Raw genomic sequence first — 20,326 nt, forward strand, 5'->3', positions numbered from 1 at the left:
GGTCATCCCTTGAATGCGCCCGACATGAAGCCGCGCACGTAGTGACGTTGGAGGATCAGGAACAGGACGATGCACGGCAGCGCGAGCACGACGACCCCGGCCTCGGTGACGCCGTAGTCGATGACGCCCATGGTCTGACCGCGGAGGTTCGCCACGGCCAGCGGCAGGGTGATGCGCGACTGGTCGTTGATGAGGATGAGGGGTGCGATGAAGTCGTTCCACGCGGTGAGGAAGGCGAACAGGCCCACCGTGATCAGGCCGGGTTTGACGGCGGGGAGAAGCACGCGCCAGAGCGCTGTGAAGCTCGTGCAGCCGTCGACGAGGGCCGCCTCGTCGAGTTCGCGGGGGACGGACTCGAACGAGATGCGCATCATGAACATCGAGAACGGCAGCTGGAACATCGTGAGGACCAGGGCCACGCCGACGAGCGAGTTCTGCAGCCCCACGGCGTTGAGGATCACGTACAGCGGGATCAGGAGCGTGGCGTACGGCACCATCAGGATCGCGAGCACCGACAGGAACAGCAGGTTCTTGCCGGGGAACGAGAAGCGCGCGAAGGCGTACCCGCCGAGGAACGAGATGAGCAGCGTCAGCACGACGGTGAGGATCGAGACGAACAGCGAGTTTCCGAGGTACACCCAGATGCCCGACTGGAAGTTGGCGAGCTTCTCGTAGTTGCCGAAACCCCACCCCTCGGCCTGGTTCGTGCCGGCCTGCGGACTCACCGAGGCGACGCCGGTCCATACCAGCGGGTACAGGAAGATGATGGCCAGGGCCCCGGTGAAGACCTTGCCGGGCAGACCCCAGAGCACCGGCCCGCTCGGCCGGGACCGGCCGCGGTAGCCGGGGGCGACGATCGCACGGGTGCTGCCCGTGACGGCCGCGCGCGGACGGATGTCGGTCGTGGCCATGTCAGGCCTCCTCGGGGCGACGGAACGCGCGCAGTTGCACGGCGTTGATGATGACGAGGGCGAGCAGGATGATGACCGACAGTGCGGCAGCGATGCCCAGGCTGTTCTGCCCCTGGAAGGCGATGTTGTAGATCAGCTGCACCACGGTCATGGTGCTGTTGTCGGGTCCGCCCTTGGTGAGGATGTAGAACTGGTCGAACGCCAGCAGCGACCCGGTCACGCACATGACGGTCGTGAGGGCGAAGGTCGGACGCAGAAGCGGCACCGTGATGTCGCGGAAGATCTGCCATCGCGACCCGCCGTCGATGCGCGCCGCCTCGTAGATCTCCTCGGGAATACCCTGCAGGCCCACGAGCAGCAGGAGCATGTAGAACCCGGCGAAGCGCCAGACGATGAGGAACACGGTCGACCACAGCGCCCCCTCCGGTGAGCCGAGGAAGGTGATGCCCCACGACTCCATGAGTCCGGCGAAGGGCCCGGCGATGGGGGAGTAGAGCACGTAGAAGAGCAGGGATGCCGACGCCAACCCGAGGGCGCTGGGCAGGAGGAACGCCGTCCGCAGGAATCCCTTCCACGCGGTCGACTCCTGGACCAGGAGTGCGAGCCCGAGTCCGAGGCCGATGAGAAGGACGGTGGTGATGACGGTGTACAGCACCGTGAACTGCACCGAATCCCAGAAGAGGCGGTGGTTCACGGCATCCACGAAGTTCTCGGGGAAGTTCGGGCCGGTGTTCCCTCGCAGCAGAGGCCAGTCGGAGCCGGACATCTGCAGGACGAGCAGGAGGGGGATGACGAAGAGGGCGACGACGAAGAGGGCCGTCGGGGCGGCGTACAGCCACCCCTGCACGGGACCGCCGAGGGCGGTGCGGCCGTACCGGGAGCGGCGGGGTGAGGTGGAGAGCGCCACGATGTTCCTTCCGGGGGTGCGGGGGTGCCGGCGAGCCAACACCCCCGCCGGGCATTACTGGGACAGAACGGCCGTGATCTCGTCGTTGTCGGCGTCGACGGTGTCGGTGTCGTTCAGGACGGCGTTGCGCACGAGCGTCAGCCACGGGCTGCCGGGAGCGTTGAACGCCTGCTGGAAGTTGAGCGCGACCGGGGTCTTGCCCTTGCCGGCGACCTCGTTGATGGCGACCTGACGGGGATCCTTCGACGAGTACTCGTTGTCGGCGAGGTCGGAGCGGGCGACGGTGCTGCCGTCCTTCGCGAGCACGCCCACCTGCGCGTCTTCGGAGGTCAGCCACGACAGGAAGTTCCAGGCCTGCGCGGACTGCTTCGAGTCCTTCGAGATGCCGATGCCGTCGCCGCCGACGAACGTCGACTCACCGCCGTCGACGCCCGGGATGCCCGAGACGCCGGCGTCGAACGACAGGCCCGAGAGCAGGGTGGCGGGGAACGGCATGATGCCGACGTTGCCCTCCTGGAAGCCGGCCACCCAGGTGGCGCCGGTCTCGTCGGCCGAGCCCGGAGCGACGGCGCCGGAGGACTCGAGGTCCTTCCAGGTCGAGTAGACCTCCTTCGCGGCGTCGTTGTTCAGCAGCGACTCGGTGCCGTCGGCGCTGAGCGCGTCCTCACCCGACGCCCAGATCGAGGGGAACCAGGTGAACAGCAGGCAGCCGCCGCAGTTCAGGCCCGTCGAGGTGCCCGACACGCCGGGCTTGTTCAGCGCCTGGACGGCCTTGGCGGTCTTGGCGAAGTCGGCGACCGTGGCGGGGGCCTTCTCGGGGTCGAGGCCCGCCTCGGCGACGAGGTCCTTGTTCCACATCATGACCGAGAGGTCGAGCACGAAGGGCAGGACGTGCTCCGCTCCGTCGAGCGTGCCGGCGTCGAGGTGACCCTGGTTGATGGCGTCCTTGTACGACAGCCCGTCGACCTGCGCCGTGATGTCCTGGAAGAGCCCCTGCTCGACCCAGTTGGGGACGTAGACGATGTCGGCGGCGAACAGGTCGGGCAGGCCCCCCGATCCGGCCGCGGCGCCGACCTTGGCGACGTAGTCGTCGTTGGGGACCACGGTCAGCTCCACCTGGTTCTGGTGGCTGGAGTTGTAGGCCTCCACCAGGAGCTTCGCCTGCTTCTCGAGGGGCGCACGAGTCCACAGGGTCAGGGTGGATCCGTCGTCGGTGCCCTCGGCGGGGATGTCGGCCGGTGCGGCGGTGGTCGAACCGCCGGAACACGCGGCGAGGCCACCGACGAGCGCGCTCGCGGTCAGGATGGCCGTTGCTGCCCGGAGGGCGAGGCGGCGCCGGAATGGGGTCATTGCAGTCTCCTCTAGCTCTTCATTGAGCGGATGCGACAGTCGGGGTCGGCACCGCTGGCGGGGCCGGAGCGTCGAAATGCCCGAAATCCCTTTCGGGACGGTAACGTGTGTTCTGCCGATCCGTCAAGACGGCGGAAGGTCACGAAGATGAAACGGAACGCGATGTCGACCGATCCCGTACGCGCAGCCACGCTGAGCGACGTCGCGCGCCGCGCCGGCGTCTCGATCGCGACGGCCTCCAAAGCGCTGAACGGGCGCGGCGACGTCGCCGCGGGAACGCGCAAGCGCGTGATGGAGGCCGCCGCCGAGCTGGCGTTCACCCCCAACGCGATGGCCCGCGGCCTCCTCGCCGGGCGCACCGGTACCGTCGGCCTGCTCACCAACGACCTCGACGGACGCTTCGTCATCCCGATCCTGATGGGCGCCGAGGACGCGTTCGGGGCGGGCCAGGTCAACGTCTTCCTCTGCGACGCCCGCGGAGACGCCATCCGCGAGCAGCACCACCTGCGCGCACTGCTGAGCCGTCGCGTCGACGGCATCATCGTCGTGGGGCGCCAGACCGACCCCCGACCGTCGCTCGGTCAGGAGCTCCCGGTGCCGGTCGTCTACGCCTACTCCCCGTCGGATGATCCGCGTGATCTGTCGCTCACTCCCGACAACTATTCGGGCGGGCGCCTCGCCGTCGAGCATCTGCTGTCGTGCGGTCGGCGTCGCATCGCCCACATCTCGGGTGACCCGTCGTACGCCGCGGCCCAGGACCGCCTCGCGGGGGCTCGTGCCGCGCTCGCCGCGGCGGGACTGGACTTCGTCGGCGAGCCCATGTTCGCCGCGTGGAACGAGCACTGGGGCCGCGACGCGGCCGCCATGCTGCTGGAGCGGCATCCCGACGTCGACGCCGTGTTCTGCGGCTCCGACCAGATCGCCCGCGGCGTGCTCGACACCGCGCGCGACTTCGGTCGGGATGTGCCGGGGGATCTCGCCGTCATCGGTTACGACGACTGGGAACTGCTCACCGAGAACGCCCGGCCTCCCTTGACGAGCATCAACGCCAACCTGCAACAGCTCGGACGTCAGGCCGCGCAGCGGGTGTTCGATGCGATCGACGGGGTCGACGTCGGCGCCGGCACGCACCCGATGCCCGTCAAGCTCGTCATCCGCGCGTCCACGATCGCACGGCGCTGATTTTCCGCGTTTCCGAGTCGTTTTCGACGATGTTTCGAAATAACAGAAAACCATTGCGAAACACTTCCCCGCCTCGGTAGCGTGCCTCCCACGCACCCGCTGCTCATCGGAGAGCAGCGCCGAGAGGAACAGACACAGTGGACTGCAATCCGACGACCCCCCATCGCGTCGGGCGTTCCGCGATCGCCACCGCGGCGATCGCGACGGTGCTGGCGACGACCTTCGTGGTCGCACCGGCACACGCCGCGAACACCGACATCGGCTACCCGACGTTCTCGGGAAGCCCGACCCCCGTCCCCGACACGGGGGTGACGTACACCCCCGGAAACCAGCTGCAAAGGATCTTCGACGCCGATCTCGCCGCCGGCGCGGGCTCGAGTGCGTCGAACGACTTCTGGATCGATGAGATGCTCGCGCGCACCGGCGACGCGGGCAGCTTCGGTGACAACAACCAGTGGTTGTTCACACGCGGACGCGCCGCATTCATGAAGGAGCACAACCCCGCTGTTCTCGGCTTCGGCGGCCAGCTCGCCTACTGGGAGGCCATCGACGGCCGCTCCGGGTACACCGTCACCGCCCGCGTCGGCGGCAACGACGTGAACCTGTCCGAGGACGTCGCGCAGCGCAAGCAGACGCCGAGCTACTGGCGCAGCGTGCACCGCGGCGCCGGGCTCGAGGTCGTGCAGACCAAGTTCATCACCGACGCCAACGTGCTCGTCACCGACCTCGAGGTGCGCGCGACCGGTGGAGCCGTCGACGTGGAGCTCGTGGCATCCTCCCCCTTCGCCACCACCGTCGAGGGCGATGAGCTCGTCGGGCACGTGCAGGCGCTGAACGACCTCACGAAACTCTCGCCGCGTTTCTCGGGCGACGGCTTCGCCCCCGCCGATGCGACGCTGACCCGCACGCTCTCCGTTCCCGCCGGCGGCTCGGTGACCACCAAGCTCCAGCTCGGCCTGGTCACCGAAGAGATCGCCGCGTCACGCACCGAGTACGACGCGACGCGCGGCCAGTCGGCGGGCGAGGCCTACACCGCCCACGTCAGGGCATACAACCAGTGGTGGGCCGACAACGTGCCGTACCTCGACACGCCCGAAGACAACATCGACAAGACGCTGTTCTACCGCTGGTGGCTCATGCGTTACAACTTCCTCGACGCCGACATGCCGGGCAACACCTACCAGTTCCCCGTCGCCATGGAGGGTGTGCTCGGGTACAACAACTCGATCGTGCTCACCACGGGCATGTTCATCGACGATCTGAAGTACTTCCGCGACCCGATCTACTCCTACGGCCCGTGGGTCTCGACCGGTGAGACGAGCAAGAGCTACAAGTTCGTCGACAACCCGGGCGACCCCGCCAACTGGTCGAACAGCTACACCCAGTACATCTCCGAGGCGGCGTGGCGCTCGTACGAGCTGCACGGCGGTCCCACCGCGATCGCCGAGAACCTGGCGAAGTACGCCGAAGACGACGTCAAGGGACTCGTCGACGCGTACGACTTCAACAAGAACGGCCTCATCGAGTACAACTGGGGCGCCATGACCGGCAACGACGCGGACGCCGTGTCGTTCCACTGGAAGAGCGGCTACCAGGACCGGGCCGAGAACGCCTACCTGTACTCCAATGCCCTGGCGGCGGCCGAGGCGTACCGCACCGCGGGCGACTCCGCGAAGGCCGACGAGATGGAGGCGTTCGCGCAGAACATCAAGACCCAGGTCATGAAGGTGCTGTGGAACCCCGACCGCAAGCTCCTCGAACACGCGATGGCGAACAACGGCGAACACGTGCCGTGGAAGGAGATCAACAACTACTACCCGTTCTCGGTGGGTCTGGTCCCCAAGCCCGGTGACGCCGACTACAAGGACGACTACGTCGAGGCGCTCCGTCTGTTCGCCGACGACAAGCAGTACCCGATCTTCCCCTTCTACACCGCGAACCAGGCCGACCAGGCGGCGTACAACGCCACCGGCGGTCAGGGCAGCAACAACTTCTCGGTCATCAACTCCACGGTGACGTTCCGGATGCTGTCGAAGGTGCTGCGCGACTATCCCACCGACGCGATCGACGCCGAGTGGTACAAGAAGCTCCTGTACTGGAACGCCTGGGCGCACTACCAGAACGGTGGCGACAACCGCCTGCCCGACCAGAACGAGTTCTGGGCCAACGGCTCGGCCGATCCGCAGAAGATCGACTACCGCTCGTGGATCCACCACACGATCCTCGGCGCCACCAACTTCACCATGATCGAGGACGCGATGGGGGTGCGCACCCGCAGCGACGCGAAGATCGAGCTCGACCCGATCGACATCGGCTGGGACCACTTCACCGCCAACAACATCCGCTACCGCGACCGCGACCTCACGGTCACCTGGGACGCGCCGGGCGGAGAGCGGCACTACGGCTCCGACGTGCCCGAGGGGTACTCGGTGTTCCTCGACGGCAAGCTCGCCTTCACCGTCGACGAGCTCGCGCACGTGGTCTACGACCCCGCCAGCGGCACCGTCGAGGTCGTGAAGGGCGAGGCGAAGGTCACCACCGCCACGGCATCCACCGTCCAGGCCCCCCAGGACGTCCGGTTCGCGGACGACGCCCGCGTGGTCGACCTCTTCGCCAAGGCGGGCGCCGACATCCGTACCGACAGCACGGGCAGCGACAACCTCGCCGCCTCCGCGACCGCGACGTTCTCGGCCGCGGGACGGGAGCCCGCCGGCGCCGTCGACGGCACGACCATCAACGAGCCCTTCTGGGGTACCGCGGGATCGCCGAACGCGAAGGACTCCCTCACCGTCGAGCTCGGCGGAGAGAAGACGTTCGACGACATCCGCACCTACTTCTACGACAGCTCCTCGTCGGCGACGGCCGCCGGCTACGCCGAGCCCGCGGTCTACACCCTCGAGGTGCGTCGGGGCGGGCAGTGGTCGGTGATCCCGCAGCAGGCGCGGACCCCCGCCTACCCGCGGGCGAACTACAACCACGTGCAGTTCCCCGAGGTGACCGGCGACGCCGTGCGTCTGACCGCGACCCACGCCAGCGGCGCCAAGACCGGCGTCAAGGAGCTGCAGGTCTTCCGCACGGGCATCGCCGCCCCGGCATCCTCGAACGCGGCGCCCCTGGTGACCGCGTGGCAGAACGACCAGGCCTCGGCCGGTGGCGCGGCCGCTCTGGTCGGCACGGTCAAAGACGACGGGCTGCCCTCCGGCACCGTGTCGTCACGGTGGAGCGTGGTGAGCGCACCCGAGGGGGCGACCGTGCTCTTCGACGACGCCGCCGCGGCCTCGACCACGGCGCGCTTCTCCGACGAGGGCGAGTACGTGCTGCGCCTGACGGCGGACGACGGCGAGAAGACCTCACAGGTCGACGTCACCGTTCAGGGCGAGCCGGCCACCGCCGGCACGAACATCGCACCGCAGGCGACGCCCACCGCGGAGTACACGGCGGGTTGGAACAACGTCAAGGCCGTCAACGACGGCAAGGTGTCGTTCACCGGTGGGAGCCAGAGCGACATCTGGGGCACCTGGTCGGGCAACCACCCGGCGACCCGCTGGCTGCAGTACGAGTGGACGTCGCCGCAACGCATCGCGGGGGCCGAGATCGGCTTCTGGCGAGACCAGAACGATGTGAACTCCACGAACGGCGTCAACGTCCCGAAGGGGTGGAAGGCGCAGTACTGGACCGGCTCGGCGTGGGCCGACGTGGCGAACCCCTCCGGCTACACCGTCGAGCGCGACGAGACCAACGCCGTCACGTTCGACGCCGTGACCACGACGCGACTGCGAGTGGTGCTCCAGGCTGCGGGCAACGGCCCGTACGCCGCCGTGGCGGTCAGCGAGCTGAAGGTCTTCTCCGACGCGCCCGTCTCGATCGAGCCGATCGACGTGCGCACGCAGGTGGGCACGAAGCCGACGCTTCCGGCGACGGTGGATGCCACCTACTCCGACGGCAGCCACGCCGACCTCCCCGTCACCTGGGCCGAGGTCGCCGACGGCCAGGTCGCCGGCGAGGGCAGCTTCCCCGTCTCGGGCATCGTCGCCGGGTCGCCGGTGCCCGCCAAGGCCACCGTCTGGGTGCGCGCGACCGCTCCCGGGCAGATCAACCAGGTGGATGCGGTGACCACGCGCACCCAGCCGGGTGTCGCGCCCGTGCTGCCGAAGAGCGTGGGCGTGCTGTTCAACGACGGTTCGCGCCAAGACCTCCCGGTCACGTGGGACGCGGTGCCGGCGGGGTCCTACGCCGCCGCCGGTCAGTTCACGGTCGCGGGCGTCGTGCAGAGCGATCTGGCCGGGTCGAAGGCCGCCCAGGCCACCGTGACCGTCGGCGGGGGCGGGAGCGACACCAAGGCGCCCACGGTCGCCTTCCAGACGTCGCCCGCCGCGCCCGAATCGGGCTGGTACACGCAGGCGGTCGCCGTCGAGGTGACGGCGCGCGACGATCAGGACGCCGCACCGCGCATCGAGGTGCGGGTGGACGAGGGTGCGTGGTCTGCGTACACCGGCGCCGTCTCGGTGACCGGCGACGGATCGCACGTCGTGCAGGCGCGGGCGACGGACGCCGCCGGCAACACGTCGGCGGTGGCCGAGCAGGCCGTGCGCATCGACGCGACGGCACCGACGGTCGAGGTCTCCCTCGACCCGGTCGCGCGCACGGTGAAGGCCACGTCGACGGATGCCGGTTCGGGAGTCGCCTCGGTCGAGTACCGCGTCGGCACCGACGGGACGTGGGCGCCGCTGACGGGCTCGGCGTTGCTCGGACTCGACGAGGCGAAGGTGCAGGCCCGCTCCACGGACAAGGCGGGAAACGTCTCGCCGGTCGTCGAGCAGACCATGCCCAAGGCCGACGGCACGCAGAAGCGCAACGTCGCCCGACTCGCCACGCCCACGGCATCCGGAACCGCCGCCTGGAACAAGGTGACGGGTCTGAACGACGACGTCCAGCCGACGTCGTCGGGGGATGTCACGCCGAACGACAACGCCAATGTCTGGGGCGTCTGGCCGGCCGTCACCGACCAGTGGGTGCAGTACGACTGGACCGAGCCGGTGCGCATCGGCGAGCTGGGCGTCTACTTCGTCTCGAACATCGACGCGCAGGGCCTCGGCATCGACGTTCCCGCGAAGTGGGAGGCGCAGTACTGGGATGCCGCGGCGAGCGCCTGGGTCCCGGTGAAAAACGCCGGTGCGTACGGCACCGCGAAGGACACCTACAACACGGTGACCTTCGAGCCCGTCACGACGACGAAGCTCCGCCTCGCCCTCGACCCGGTCGGGACCGAGGAGGGCAAGGGCAGCGTCGGCATCAAGGAGTGGCAGGTGTTCGAGCGCGCCGAGGTCGCTCAGTCCACGCTGGAGGTCGAGGTGAGCGCGACCACCCGTGCCATCGCGGGCAAGGCGTACGTGATCGCCACGGCGAAGAACAACGACGACGTCCCGGTCGATCTCGTCTTCACCTCGGCGTACGGGAACAAGACGGTCAAGGGCGTTCAGCCCGGCAAGACCGTGAGCGCGTCGTTCAACTCGCGACAGACGTCCGTCCCCGCGGGGAAGGTCACGGTCACCGAGAGCGCCACCGTCGACGGCGCGCTGGTCACCGAGACCTCCGAGGCGTCGTACGCCGCGTCGAAGTGACATCGAGGGAAGGGGGCGGGTCCGCCCGTCCCCTTCCCCCTCCTCGCGTTGCGAGGATGCCCGCAGGCGCGCCCCGCTCACGCGCGCCCGGACGGGCGCCCCATCCCGGATCTTCGAAGCGAAAGAAGCTCATGACCAGACTGACCGCTCGCCGGACCCTGGCGGCGACCGCCGCCGCGGGTCTCGTCGCAGGCCTGCTCGCGCTGGCCCCCGCCGGCGCCGCCTCCGCCCTGCCCAACCCCCTGCTCGGAGACGGATCGGTGTATTCCGCCGACCCGGCCACCCTCGTCGTCGACGACACGCTGTACGTCTATGCGGGCCGCGACGAAGCGGGCCCGACCACGAACGACTTCATCATGAACGAGTGGCAGTCGTTCTCGACCACCGACGTCGAGGGCGGCGAGTGGGAGTACCACCCGGCCCTGATGCGGCCGGAGCAGGTCTTCTCCTGGGCGACGCCCGGCCGCGCCTATGCCGGACAGGTCGTGCAGGGCGCCGACGACCGCTTCTACTGGTACGTGCCCGTGCACGAGGCCGGGAGCACCTCCGTCGATCCCTTCGGCATCGGCATCGCCGTGTCCGACACGCCTTCCGGCCCCTGGACCGATTACGCCGGCGGGCCGATCGTCTCGCAGAAGATCCTGGGCAACGACGCCCACAACATCGACCCCACCGTGTACGTCGCCGACGACGGTCGCGTGTGGATGTACTGGGGCAGCTTCAGCAGGTTGTTCGGTGTCGAGCTGGCATCCGACATGAAGACCTTGATCGGGACGCCCACCGAGATCCGCAGCGGCGTCGACGGCTTCTTCGAGGCCGCCTGGTTGTTCGAGCGCAAGGGAACCTACTACCTCGCCTACGCCGCGAACACCGCGGGCCCCGACAGCTGGTGCACCCCGGCGGTGTACCACGCGTGCATCGCCTACTCCACGGCGCCCACGCCGATGGGACCGTGGACCTCGCAGGGCCGCGTGCTGGCACCGGTGTCGTCGACGACGAGCCACCCCGCCATCACCGAGTTCAAGGGCGAGTGGTACATGGCCTACCACACCGCCGACGCGGTCGGCGGGAACCACTTCCGTCGCTCGGTCGCCGTCGACGAGGTCGAGTGGGACGACTCGGTCACCCCCGCGCGGATGAAGCCGGTCGTCACGACGCCCGTTCGGGACGACGACGCGACGCCGTCGGAGAACGTGGCGCCGTGGGCCACGGCGTCGGCCTCAAACCAGCCGATCCCGACGCAGTACTGGATCGCGGCTCTCAACGACGGCATCACCCGCCCCAACCCGCTCCCGCCGGACATGTGGGGCTCGTACGCCGCCGACCGCCCCGCGAGCCAGTGGATCCAATACGACTGGACGGAGCCGGTGCGCATCGATCGTTCATCCATCCAGTTCTGGAACGACGCCCAGCCCGGCAGCGGTGACGGCGTCGCAGCCCCGGCATCGTGGTCGCTGCAGTACTGGGACCAGGGTCGGTGGAACGACGTAAGGAACCCCAGCGGCTATCCGACGGCGGTTCGCGAGATGCACGAGGTGACCTTCGAACCCGTGACGACGACGCGGTTGCGGGCCGTGATGAACGCCGCGCCCGGCAAGACGACGCCCGTGAAGTACTCCGCCCTCGCGGTGGAGGAGTGGTCGGTCGCAGCCGTCGCCGCCGACGGGTACGCGCCGGCCGCCACCCGCACGCTGGTCGGTGAAGCCCCTGTGCTGCCCGACACCGTCGCGCTGATCTACGGCGTCGATCGTGTGGCCGCGCCCGTGAAGTGGGATGCCGTCGACCCCGCGTCGTACGCGCAGACCGGCTCCTTCGCGGTTCGTGGGACCGCTCAGGGGTATGCGGCCGGCCGCGTCGAGGCGACCGTGACGGTCGAGGAGCTCGACGATTCGCCCGACACCGCCGCACCCGAGGTCGGCGTCGACCTGCGCGGACCCCGGGGCGCCGGCGACTGGTACGTCGGCCCCGTGACCGTGCGCGTCACCGCCACGGACGACCGCGACCTGCGCTCGCGCATCTCGGTCGGCATCGACGGCGGCGCCCTGACAGACACCGCCGACGTGCGCCGCGTCGACACCGTCGTGAGCGCCGACGGAGCGCACACCGTCATCGCGCGGGCGACGGATGCCGCCGGCAACGTCTCGGACGACGCCTCGGCGGCGTTCCGCATCGACGCGACGGCCCCGAAGGTCACGGCGCAGCTCGACACCGACGCGCGGGCCGTGTCGGCCTCGGCGACCGACTCCGGCTCCGGTCTCGCCGGACTGGAGTACGCGATCGACGAGCCCACCGCCTGGAAGCCGTTCACGGCGCCTGTGGCAGCGCCCGACCTCGAGCGGCACGTCGTCTTCGTCCGGGCGACGGACGCGGCGGGCAACGTCTCGACGCCGACCGCGACGACCGTCCCCCGCTCGCCCGATGCGCCGATGACCGGCAACGTGGCGCGCTACGCGACGGCGACCGCGTCGTCGGCCTCGGGATGGGCTCCCGTCGACAACGTCAACGACGGGTCCACCGCGACGAACTGGGGCACATGGCCCCGGGTCGGCGAGCAGTGGGTTCAGCTCAACTGGGAACGCCCCGTCCGCGTCGACCGCGCGGGCGTGCGGTTCGCCCGGGATGCCGCCGACTCCGCGAACGCGGGACTGATCCCGCCCCGGTCGTGGGTGCTGCAGTACCGCGGCACGGACGGCGTCTGGCATGACGTCGCCACCGATGACGCCTACGCCCGGTCGTCGGATGCGGTGAACGAGATCGCGTTCGACGCGGTCGAGACGACGGCGCTGCGCGCCCTCATGCAGTCGTGGGGTGCGCAGGAGGGCCAGGGCTCCGCCGGCATCCAGGAGTTCGAGGCGTGGGCCGCCGAGGCGCCCGCCCCGGCTCTGACGATCGAGCCGTCGGCGTCGACCCGGATGATCGCGGGGAAGGCGTACGTGGTCGCCACCGTGAAGAACGCCGACGACGTGGCGGTCGACCTCGTGATCACCAGCGAGTACGGCACGAAGACGATCACGGGTGTACAGCCGGGCAGGACGGTGAGCGCGACCTTCACCTCTCGCAGGGCGTCCGTTCCGGCCGGCGAGGTCACGGTGACGGCCACCGCGACGGTCGACGGTGCTCCGGTGACCGCCACCGTCGAGGCGCCGTACGGCGCGCAGAACTGACTGTCAGCGGAGGGGGCGACTCCTCCCGCCCCCTCCGCTGATCAAGCCCCGAATCCGCTCGATGAAGAGAAGAGACAGCATGACCCCCATCCATCCCCCCGTCCTCACCCGACGCGCGCTGCTCGGCTCGAGCGCCGTGGGTGGGCTGCTCGCCGCCGCGGGCGCGCTCCCGGCATCGCCTGCGGCCGCCGCCCCCGCGGCATCCGCTTTCCGCCTTCCCGGGCTCCGGCACTCGGCTGCGATCGTTCGAGCAGCGGCCCGCGAGGTCATGCCCGACGCGTGGGCGTTGCAGCCCTTCCCGCTGAGCGCGGTCACCCTGGGGCAGAGCGTCTTCACGCGTGCGCAGAAGCAGGCGCTGATCCTGAACCGCGCGTACTCCGTCGATGCCCTGCTGGCGGTGTTCCGCCGCAACGCGGGACTCGACACCCGCGGCGCCACGCCGCCCGGAGGATGGGAGGAATTCGGCCCCGCCCCCGACGATCAGCGCTGGGGACCGTCGGAGTACCGGCCCGGGCAGAACGCGCGTGGCGCGGGGGGCCTGCTGCGCGGCCACTTCGCCGGGCACTTCCTGAGCGGGCTCTCGATGGCGTACGCCTCGACCGGCGAGGGGGCGCTCGCGCAGAAGGTCGGCGCATTCGTCGCCGGCCTCGAGGAGTGTCGGGCCGCCCTCGCGGCGCAGAAGGTCGGCACCGCCCCGCGCTACTCGCACCCGGGCTTCCTCTCGGCCTACGGCGAGTGGCAGTTCTCGGCCCTCGAGAACTACGCACCCTACGGCGAGATCTGGGCGCCGTATTACACGCTGCACAAGATCATGGCGGGCCTGCTCGACGCCCACGCCTACACGGGCAACGCCCTCGCGCTCACCCTGGCCGAGGGCATCGGCCATTGGGTGTACTCGCGTCTGTCGAAGTGCGCCCCGGCGCAGCTGCAGAAGATGTGGTCGCTCTACATCGCGGGCGAGTGCGGCGGCATGAACGACGTGCTCGTGGAGCTCTACTGGCGGTCGACGGACTCGGCCCGCGAGGAGTTCCTGCAGGCGGCGAAGCTTTTCACCTACGACGCCCTGGTCGACGCGTGCGCCGAGAACCGCGACACGCTCGACGGCCGGCACGCCAACCAGTACATCCCCACGTTCTCGGGCTACCTGAAGCTCTACGACCAGACCGGCGAGGAGCGCTACCGCACCGCCGTGACGAACCTGTTCGGCATGGTCGTCCCGGGGCGCGCATACGCCCACGGCGGTACGGGCGAGGGCGAGCTGTGGGGGCCGGCCGGCGCGGTCGCCGGTGACATCGGCAAGCGCAACGCCGAATCGTGCGCCGCATACAACATGCTCAAGATCGCGCGCTCGCTGTTCCTGCACGACCAGGACCCGGCCTACATGGACTACTACGAGCGCACCGTGCTCAACCACATCCTCGGCGGTCGCCGCGACGCCGAGTCGACCACCAGCCCGCAGAACTGCTACATGTTCCCGGTCAATCCCGGCACCCGCAAGGAGTACGGCGACGGCAACATCGGGACCTGCTGCGGCGGCACCGCTCTCGAGAGCCACGTGAAGTACCAGGACACAATCTACTTCCGGTCCAAAGCCGGCGACGCGCTCTACGTGAACCTGTACATCGCCTCCACCCTCGACTGGGGCGAGAAGGGGCTGACCCTCGTGCAGACGTCGTCGTACCCCGAGGCCGACACATCCACCCTCGAGTTCACCAGCGCCCCCGCGGGGTCGTTCACGCTGCACGTGCGCATCCCGGCGTGGGCGCGCGGAGCGAGCGTGAGCGTGAACGGGGAGCGGACGGATGCCGACACCACCCCCGGAACCTACGTGGCCCTCACCCGCTCGTGGGCGAAGGGCGACACGGTGACCGTCACCGTTCCGCTCAGCCTGCGCACCGAGCCGACTCCCGACCGCGCCGACATCCAGGCGCTCGTCTACGGACCCGTCGTGCTCACGGCCATCGACTCCTCGACGCGCTACGCGAAGCTGGCGCTGTCGTCGCGGGCGGGGCTCGACGGTTCCATCCGCCGGGGCGTCGAACGTCGTGCCGGGAACGTCTTCGAGATCGATGGACGCACTTTCGAGCCCGCCTACTCGGGGAAGGACGTGGCGTACCACATGTACTTCCAGCGATCCGAACCCACGGTCGCCTTCGCCGGCATCGACTCGAAAGTGCGCAACCCGACGCGCGGTCAGAACGGTCCGAGCCTGCTGGAGGAGGTGTGGGCCGAGTCGCCCTTCGCCGACCGCACGGCCTTCCTGGATGCCGTGCGCTCGGTGACGCAGTCCTTCACCGACGCGAACCTGCTCACCGCCCGCGACCGCCAGAAGGTGCTGCTCGCGGCCGGCCGGGCCCCGATCGACGCGTGAGAACGGCAGGACCCGTCATGCACACCCCTCGTTCCCTTCCGCGGGCTTCCGTCGCCCTGGCCACCCTCGCCGCCCTCGCCCTCGTCGTCGGCGCGTCCGTGGCGGCCCCCTCACCTGTCGCGGCCGAGACGCCGGGCAACGTCGCCGTCGCGACCGGCGAGCACGCCCCCGACGTCGCCGTCAGCTACGTCCCGCCGTGGAACTCCGCCGCCGCCCTCAACGACGGCGCGTCGAGACCGACCGACAACCTGAGTGCGATGTGGGGCACCTGGGGCATCTCTCCCGCCCCCGACACCGACGTCGTGACCTACACGTGGGACACCCCCGTCACGGTGTCGGCATCCACTCTGTACCTCTGGCAGAACGCGGGAGTCGGCGACGGCGGCGTGCGGATCCCCGCCGGCTGGTCGCTGGAGTATCAGGATGCCGCCGGCGAGTGGGAGCCCGTGAGCGGCGACGACGTCGCCTACCCCCTGCCCGCCTTCGACCCGGCGCAACCGAAGACCTCGCTCGCTCCCGTCTCCGTCGCGTTCGACGCGGTGACCACGCGCTCGCTGCGGTTGATCCTCGAGCGGCAGGTCGTCGACGGCTCTCCGCACGCAACGAGCGTCATCGAGTGGGAGGTCACCGGGTTCGCCGCGCCCGACGAGCCCGACCCCGACCCGAGCGACGGATTCGTCGCGGCCGAGGACGTCGCGGTCCGCACCCTGACGGGTGTGCTGCCCATCCTGCCGACCCGCGTCTGGGTGATCGGCGCCGATATCCCCCTGCAGGACATCCCCGTGACGTGGGATGCCGTGTCGACGGCGAACGTGGCCCAGCCCGGCACGTTCGCGGTCAGCGGCCGGGTGGACGGCTACGACGCCCAGACGGTCGAGGCGACGGTCTTCGTCGCGGATGAGCTCTCGCAGACGATGACCTCCATCGACTACACCTCGGTGATCACCGCGCCGGGTGTGGCCCCGGTGCTGCCCGCCACCGTGCGCGCCGCGTTCGACGACGGTACGGCCGCGAGCGGCGTCCCCGTCACCTGGGATCCCATCTCTCCGGACGCGTACGCGGATGCCGAGGCGATGTTCGACGTGTCGGGAACCGTCGCGGGCTTCTCCGCCGGGGCGCTCGCGACCGTGTTCGTCGTCGCCCCGGTCGATCAGACGACGCCTCTGGTCTCCATCGCGTTCGACGGCGCCCCCGAGGGCTCCGGCTGGTACATCACCGCCCCGAAGGCGACGGTGACGGCTCAGAAGACCGCCTCCGATCTCCGCTCGATCGAGGTGAGCCTCGACGCAGGCGCGACCTGGCGGCCGTACAGCGAGCCGGTCGCGGTCGACGGCCAGGGCGAGGTCATCGTCCTGGCTCGAGCCACCGCCGTCGACGGCGCCGTGGGCGAAGCCCGGGCGAGCGCGAAGATCGACACCGTCGCCCCGGTCACCCGCGACACGGTCGAGGTGGTCGACGGCGTCTCCGCCGTCGTGACGCTCTCGCCGACCGACGCCGAGCCCGGTTCGGGGCTCGCGCGCACGGTCTGGTCGGACGGCCCCGACGCCGACCCCGCGGGCGCGTCGAACAACATGTTCGCCACCTACGAGAAGCCGTTCTCGGTGGAGCTGACCGACGCCCCGCGATACGTGCACATCCGCTCACAGGACGCCGCGGGCAACGAGGAGTCGACGCGGACGATCACACTCCCGTCGCGCACGGCGACTCCGGCCCTCGAGATCGAGGCGTCGGCGACGACGCGGCTCATCGCGGGCAAGGCCTACGTGATCGCGACGGCGAAGAACACCGACGATGTCGCGATGGACCTCGTCGTCACCACGCCGTACGGCTCGAAGACCTTCACGGGCGTCGGGCCGGGCCGATCGGTGAGCGTGTCCGTCAATTCGCGTTCGACGACGATCCCCGCCGGTCAGGTGCACGTCGAGGCCACCGCCGTCGTCGACGGTCGAGAGGTGTCGGACGAGAAGACGGCCGACTACCGCGCGCTCTGAGCAGACGGCCGGGTCGACGTCATCGCCGTCGACCCGGCCGCCTGCTCCTTCCGATCTGGAGGACTGCCCATGCCCCGACCGTCGAGCCTCGGACGGCAGCGACCGAGCATCTACGACGTGGCGCGTCTCGCCGGCGTCTCGCACCAGACGGTGTCCCGCGTGATCAACGATCAACCGAACGTCAGCCGTGAGACGCGCACGCGCGTCCTGCGCGTGATCGACGAGATCGACTACGCGCCCAACATGACGGCCCGGGCCCTCGCCACGCGGCGTGCCCGGCGTATCGGCGTGCTGATCGACGGCCCGGTGCAGAACGGGCCGAACAGCACGTTGCGCGCCTTCGAGAAGGCGGCGCGCGAGGCCGGGTACGCGGTGAGCGCGTTCTCGATCGGAGACGATGAGGCGTCGCAGATGGACTCGGGCGTGATGGAGCTGGTGACACAGGGGATCGATGCGCTGTGCGTGATCGCTCCGCGGGAATCATCGTTGGATGTTCTCCGTGACCAGATGACGGGTCTGCCCACGGTCGTGATCAAGGCGGAGGCGGACCCGTCATGGCACACGGTCGGCGTCGATCAACGTCTGGGCGCGCGCCTGGCCGTTCAGCACCTCATCGATCTGGGTCACCGCACGATCGCGCACCTGGGGGGTCCGATCGACTGGTTCGACGCTCGTGATCGCGCACAGGGATGGCGCGAGTGTCTGGCCGCGGCGGGGGCGGCGCAGGGCCCGTACGTCGTCGGCGATTGGACGTCGGATTTCGGGTTCGCGTTCGGCCGGTCGGTCGAGTTGGGCCAGACCACCGCGGTGTTCGCGGCGAATGACCAGATCGCGCTCGGCGTCATCCACGGGCTGCACGGGCGTGGCATCCGTGTGCCCGAGGATGTCAGCATCGTCGGCTTCGACGACTCCGTCGACGCCCGGCACGTCCTCCCCCCGCTCACCACCGTCCGCCAACGCTTCGCGTCGCTGGGCGAACTGGCGCTTCAGCAGATCATCGCGGCCATCGACGGCGAGACGGAGCCCAGTCACGCCGGGATCGAGCCGCAGCTGATCGTCCGCGAGTCCACGTCGATGGCCGCCGCGGATGTGCTCACCGCCTCGGGCGCGTCGCGGCGCCGGTGGTATCCGCCTACTTCTTGGCATCCTGTCGCGGGATCACGATCTGCTTGATGATCAGCAGAACGGAGGCCGTGACGGGGATCGCGACGAGCGCTCCGAGCAGGCCCAGCAGGGTGCCGCCGACGAGCGCGCCGATCACGACGAGCGCGCCGGGGATCGAGATGGTGCGGTTCATCACGCGCGGCGTCAACAGATATGCCTCGAGCTGCATGTAGACGAGATAGGCGATGGCGAAGATCAATCCCGCGGTGGGGCTGACGATGAGGGTGAAGATGGTCGCGGTCGCCCAGAACAGCACCGACCCGACGAGGGGGATGAGGGTGATCCCGAACGCCAGGGCCGCGAGCAGGGCCGCGAACGGCTGCTGAACGATCGTGAGCACGATGAAGGCGAACACCGCGTTGCACAAGGCCAGCACGACCATTCCCGCGAGGTAGCCGCCGACCGAATCGGTGATCTGCCCCGTCATATCGGCGACGGTCGACCGGCTTCGCGCGGGGGTGAGTCGCACGAGGCTGTTCTTCATACGGGGGAGGGATGCCAGGAAGTACAGGCTCAGCACCAGCACGATGATGGCGCCCGAGATGAACGTGCCGATGCTGACGCCGACCTGCAGGAGACCGCCGCCGATCGCGGCGATGTTCGTGGGGTTGGTGACGAAGCTCTGCACCTCCTTCAGCACGTCGCCGAGGCTGTCGCCGAAGTTCGCCTCGACCCAGCGCACGGCGTCGCTGTCGATGAGGTCGTTGACGAACGCCGGGATGTCGCCGATGAACTGCTCGACCTGGCGGACGACGGGCGGGATGAGCAGCCAGAGCGACCCGGCGAGGATCAGCGCGAGTCCGCCGAAGACGATCACGATCGACCACGCGCGCGACAGGCCGTGGCGCACGAGGAATCGCACGAGCGGGTCGAGCGCGAGGGCGACGAACAGCGCGATCGCGATGTAGATGAGCACCGTCGACAGGTTCGACAGGGCCAGGGCCAGCAGAGCGGCGGTGAGGCCGCCGAGCGTGAGGAAGAACCCCGCCGCGTACGGGCGCGAGAGCCCCGTCCATACGGGCCTGTCGCGCGAGGTCGGCGCGCCGGCCTCGGCTCCCGCGGCGGTGGGATCGGGACGCGTCGATCGGCTCATGGTCACACTGTAGGACTCCCCGGTCGCGGCATCCGGAGCGCCGCCCCACGCGATAGGGTCGGAGCGATCTGGGAGGACACATGACCGACGCCGACCCCTCGACGATCCTGCAGGGGCTTCGCGGCAGCATCGACAACATCGACGCCGCGCTCATCTTCCTCCTGGCCGAGCGCTTCCGCTGCACCAAGCAGGTGGGCGTGCTCAAGGCGAAGCACGGGATGCCGGCATCCGACCCCGCTCGTGAAGAGCAGCAGATCGCCCGCCTCATGCGTCTGGCCGAAGACGCCGACCTCGATCCCGCGTTCGCGCAGAAGTGGTTCAACTTCGTCGTGGCCGAGGTCATCCGCCACCACCGTTCGGCCGCCGCGGAGTCCGTCGCCGACTGAGGCCGCGACTCGAGACCCGTGACACGCTGACGCGCGCGGCCGCGACACGCCCGGACTGACGCACGCGGACCCCCGCCGGCGCCTCCCCCGACGAGGCGGCGCACGCGCCCGCGCGTGACACACGGCATCCTGAATCGCAAGGCGCTGGGCGATTTGCCAGCGTATCCATTGCGTGAAACCTTGGTC

At 69.6% G+C, this 20,326-nt stretch carries 11 protein-coding genes; 7 read left to right on the forward strand and 4 right to left on the reverse strand.

The features are described from left to right. Positions 1-2 precede the first annotated feature (2 nt). From AS029_RS15930 to AS029_RS15940, 3 genes are read right to left on the reverse strand one after another with little or no spacing between them, the layout of a single operon-like run. Positions 3-911, reverse strand: coding sequence for a carbohydrate ABC transporter permease (locus AS029_RS15930; RefSeq protein ID WP_082642357.1), 909 nt, complete (start codon positions 909-911; stop codon positions 3-5). A 1-nt stretch (position 912) separates the two neighbouring features. Further along, complete coding sequence (locus AS029_RS15935; RefSeq protein ID WP_228375975.1) at positions 913-1,818, reverse strand: carbohydrate ABC transporter permease; 906 nt, start codon at positions 1,816-1,818, stop codon at positions 913-915. Between the two features lie 54 nt (positions 1,819-1,872). Then, positions 1,873-3,168 carry an ABC transporter substrate-binding protein gene (locus tag AS029_RS15940; protein WP_058233580.1) on the reverse strand — a complete coding sequence of 432 codons (1,296 nt, stop codon included), beginning with the start codon at positions 3,166-3,168 and terminating at the stop codon, positions 1,873-1,875. Positions 3,169-3,315: 147 nt separating this feature from the next. Between AS029_RS15940 and AS029_RS15945 the strand changes: the two genes are divergently transcribed. From AS029_RS15945 to AS029_RS15970, 6 genes are all read left to right on the forward strand, one after another. Then, a complete protein-coding gene (locus tag AS029_RS15945; RefSeq protein ID WP_228375976.1) occupies positions 3,316-4,350 on the forward strand; it encodes a LacI family DNA-binding transcriptional regulator in 1,035 nt (344 codons plus the stop codon). A gap of 137 nt (positions 4,351-4,487) precedes the next feature. Beyond that, on the forward strand, positions 4,488-9,971 hold the full coding sequence (locus tag AS029_RS15950; RefSeq protein WP_228375977.1) for an Ig-like domain-containing protein: 5,484 nt from the start codon (positions 4,488-4,490) through the stop codon (positions 9,969-9,971). A 131-nt stretch (positions 9,972-10,102) separates the two neighbouring features. Continuing rightward, positions 10,103-13,135 (forward strand): family 43 glycosylhydrolase, encoded by a 3,033-nt coding sequence (locus AS029_RS15955; RefSeq protein WP_058233582.1) that lies wholly within the window; start codon positions 10,103-10,105, stop codon positions 13,133-13,135. A gap of 79 nt (positions 13,136-13,214) precedes the next feature. Then, on the forward strand, positions 13,215-15,506 hold the full coding sequence (locus tag AS029_RS15960) for a beta-L-arabinofuranosidase domain-containing protein (protein WP_058233583.1): 2,292 nt from the start codon (positions 13,215-13,217) through the stop codon (positions 15,504-15,506). 17 nt (positions 15,507-15,523) lie between these two features. Beyond that, entirely contained in the window at positions 15,524-17,497 is a 1,974-nt protein-coding gene (locus tag AS029_RS15965; RefSeq protein WP_058233584.1) for an Ig-like domain-containing protein, read from the forward strand. A 69-nt stretch (positions 17,498-17,566) separates the two neighbouring features. Continuing rightward, entirely contained in the window at positions 17,567-18,670 is a 1,104-nt protein-coding gene (locus AS029_RS15970; protein ID WP_074615978.1) for a LacI family DNA-binding transcriptional regulator, read from the forward strand. Here the strand turns inward: AS029_RS15970 and AS029_RS15975 are convergent. Then, a complete protein-coding gene (locus AS029_RS15975; protein ID WP_058233585.1) occupies positions 18,630-19,754 on the reverse strand; it encodes an AI-2E family transporter in 1,125 nt (374 codons plus the stop codon). The two genes, AS029_RS15970 and AS029_RS15975, sit on opposite strands and share 41 nt — an antisense overlap. Before the next feature lie 80 nt (positions 19,755-19,834). Between AS029_RS15975 and AS029_RS15980 the strand changes: the two genes are divergently transcribed. Continuing rightward, the gene (locus tag AS029_RS15980; RefSeq protein WP_058233586.1) at positions 19,835-20,140 is read left to right on the forward strand and encodes a chorismate mutase; all 306 of its coding nucleotides are present in this window, start codon (positions 19,835-19,837) and stop codon (positions 20,138-20,140) included. The last annotated feature ends 186 nt before the right edge of the window (positions 20,141-20,326 follow it).

It is taken from the genome of Microbacterium enclense, assembly GCF_001456955.1.
GTDB classification, from domain to species: domain Bacteria; phylum Actinomycetota; class Actinomycetes; order Actinomycetales; family Microbacteriaceae; genus Microbacterium; species Microbacterium enclense.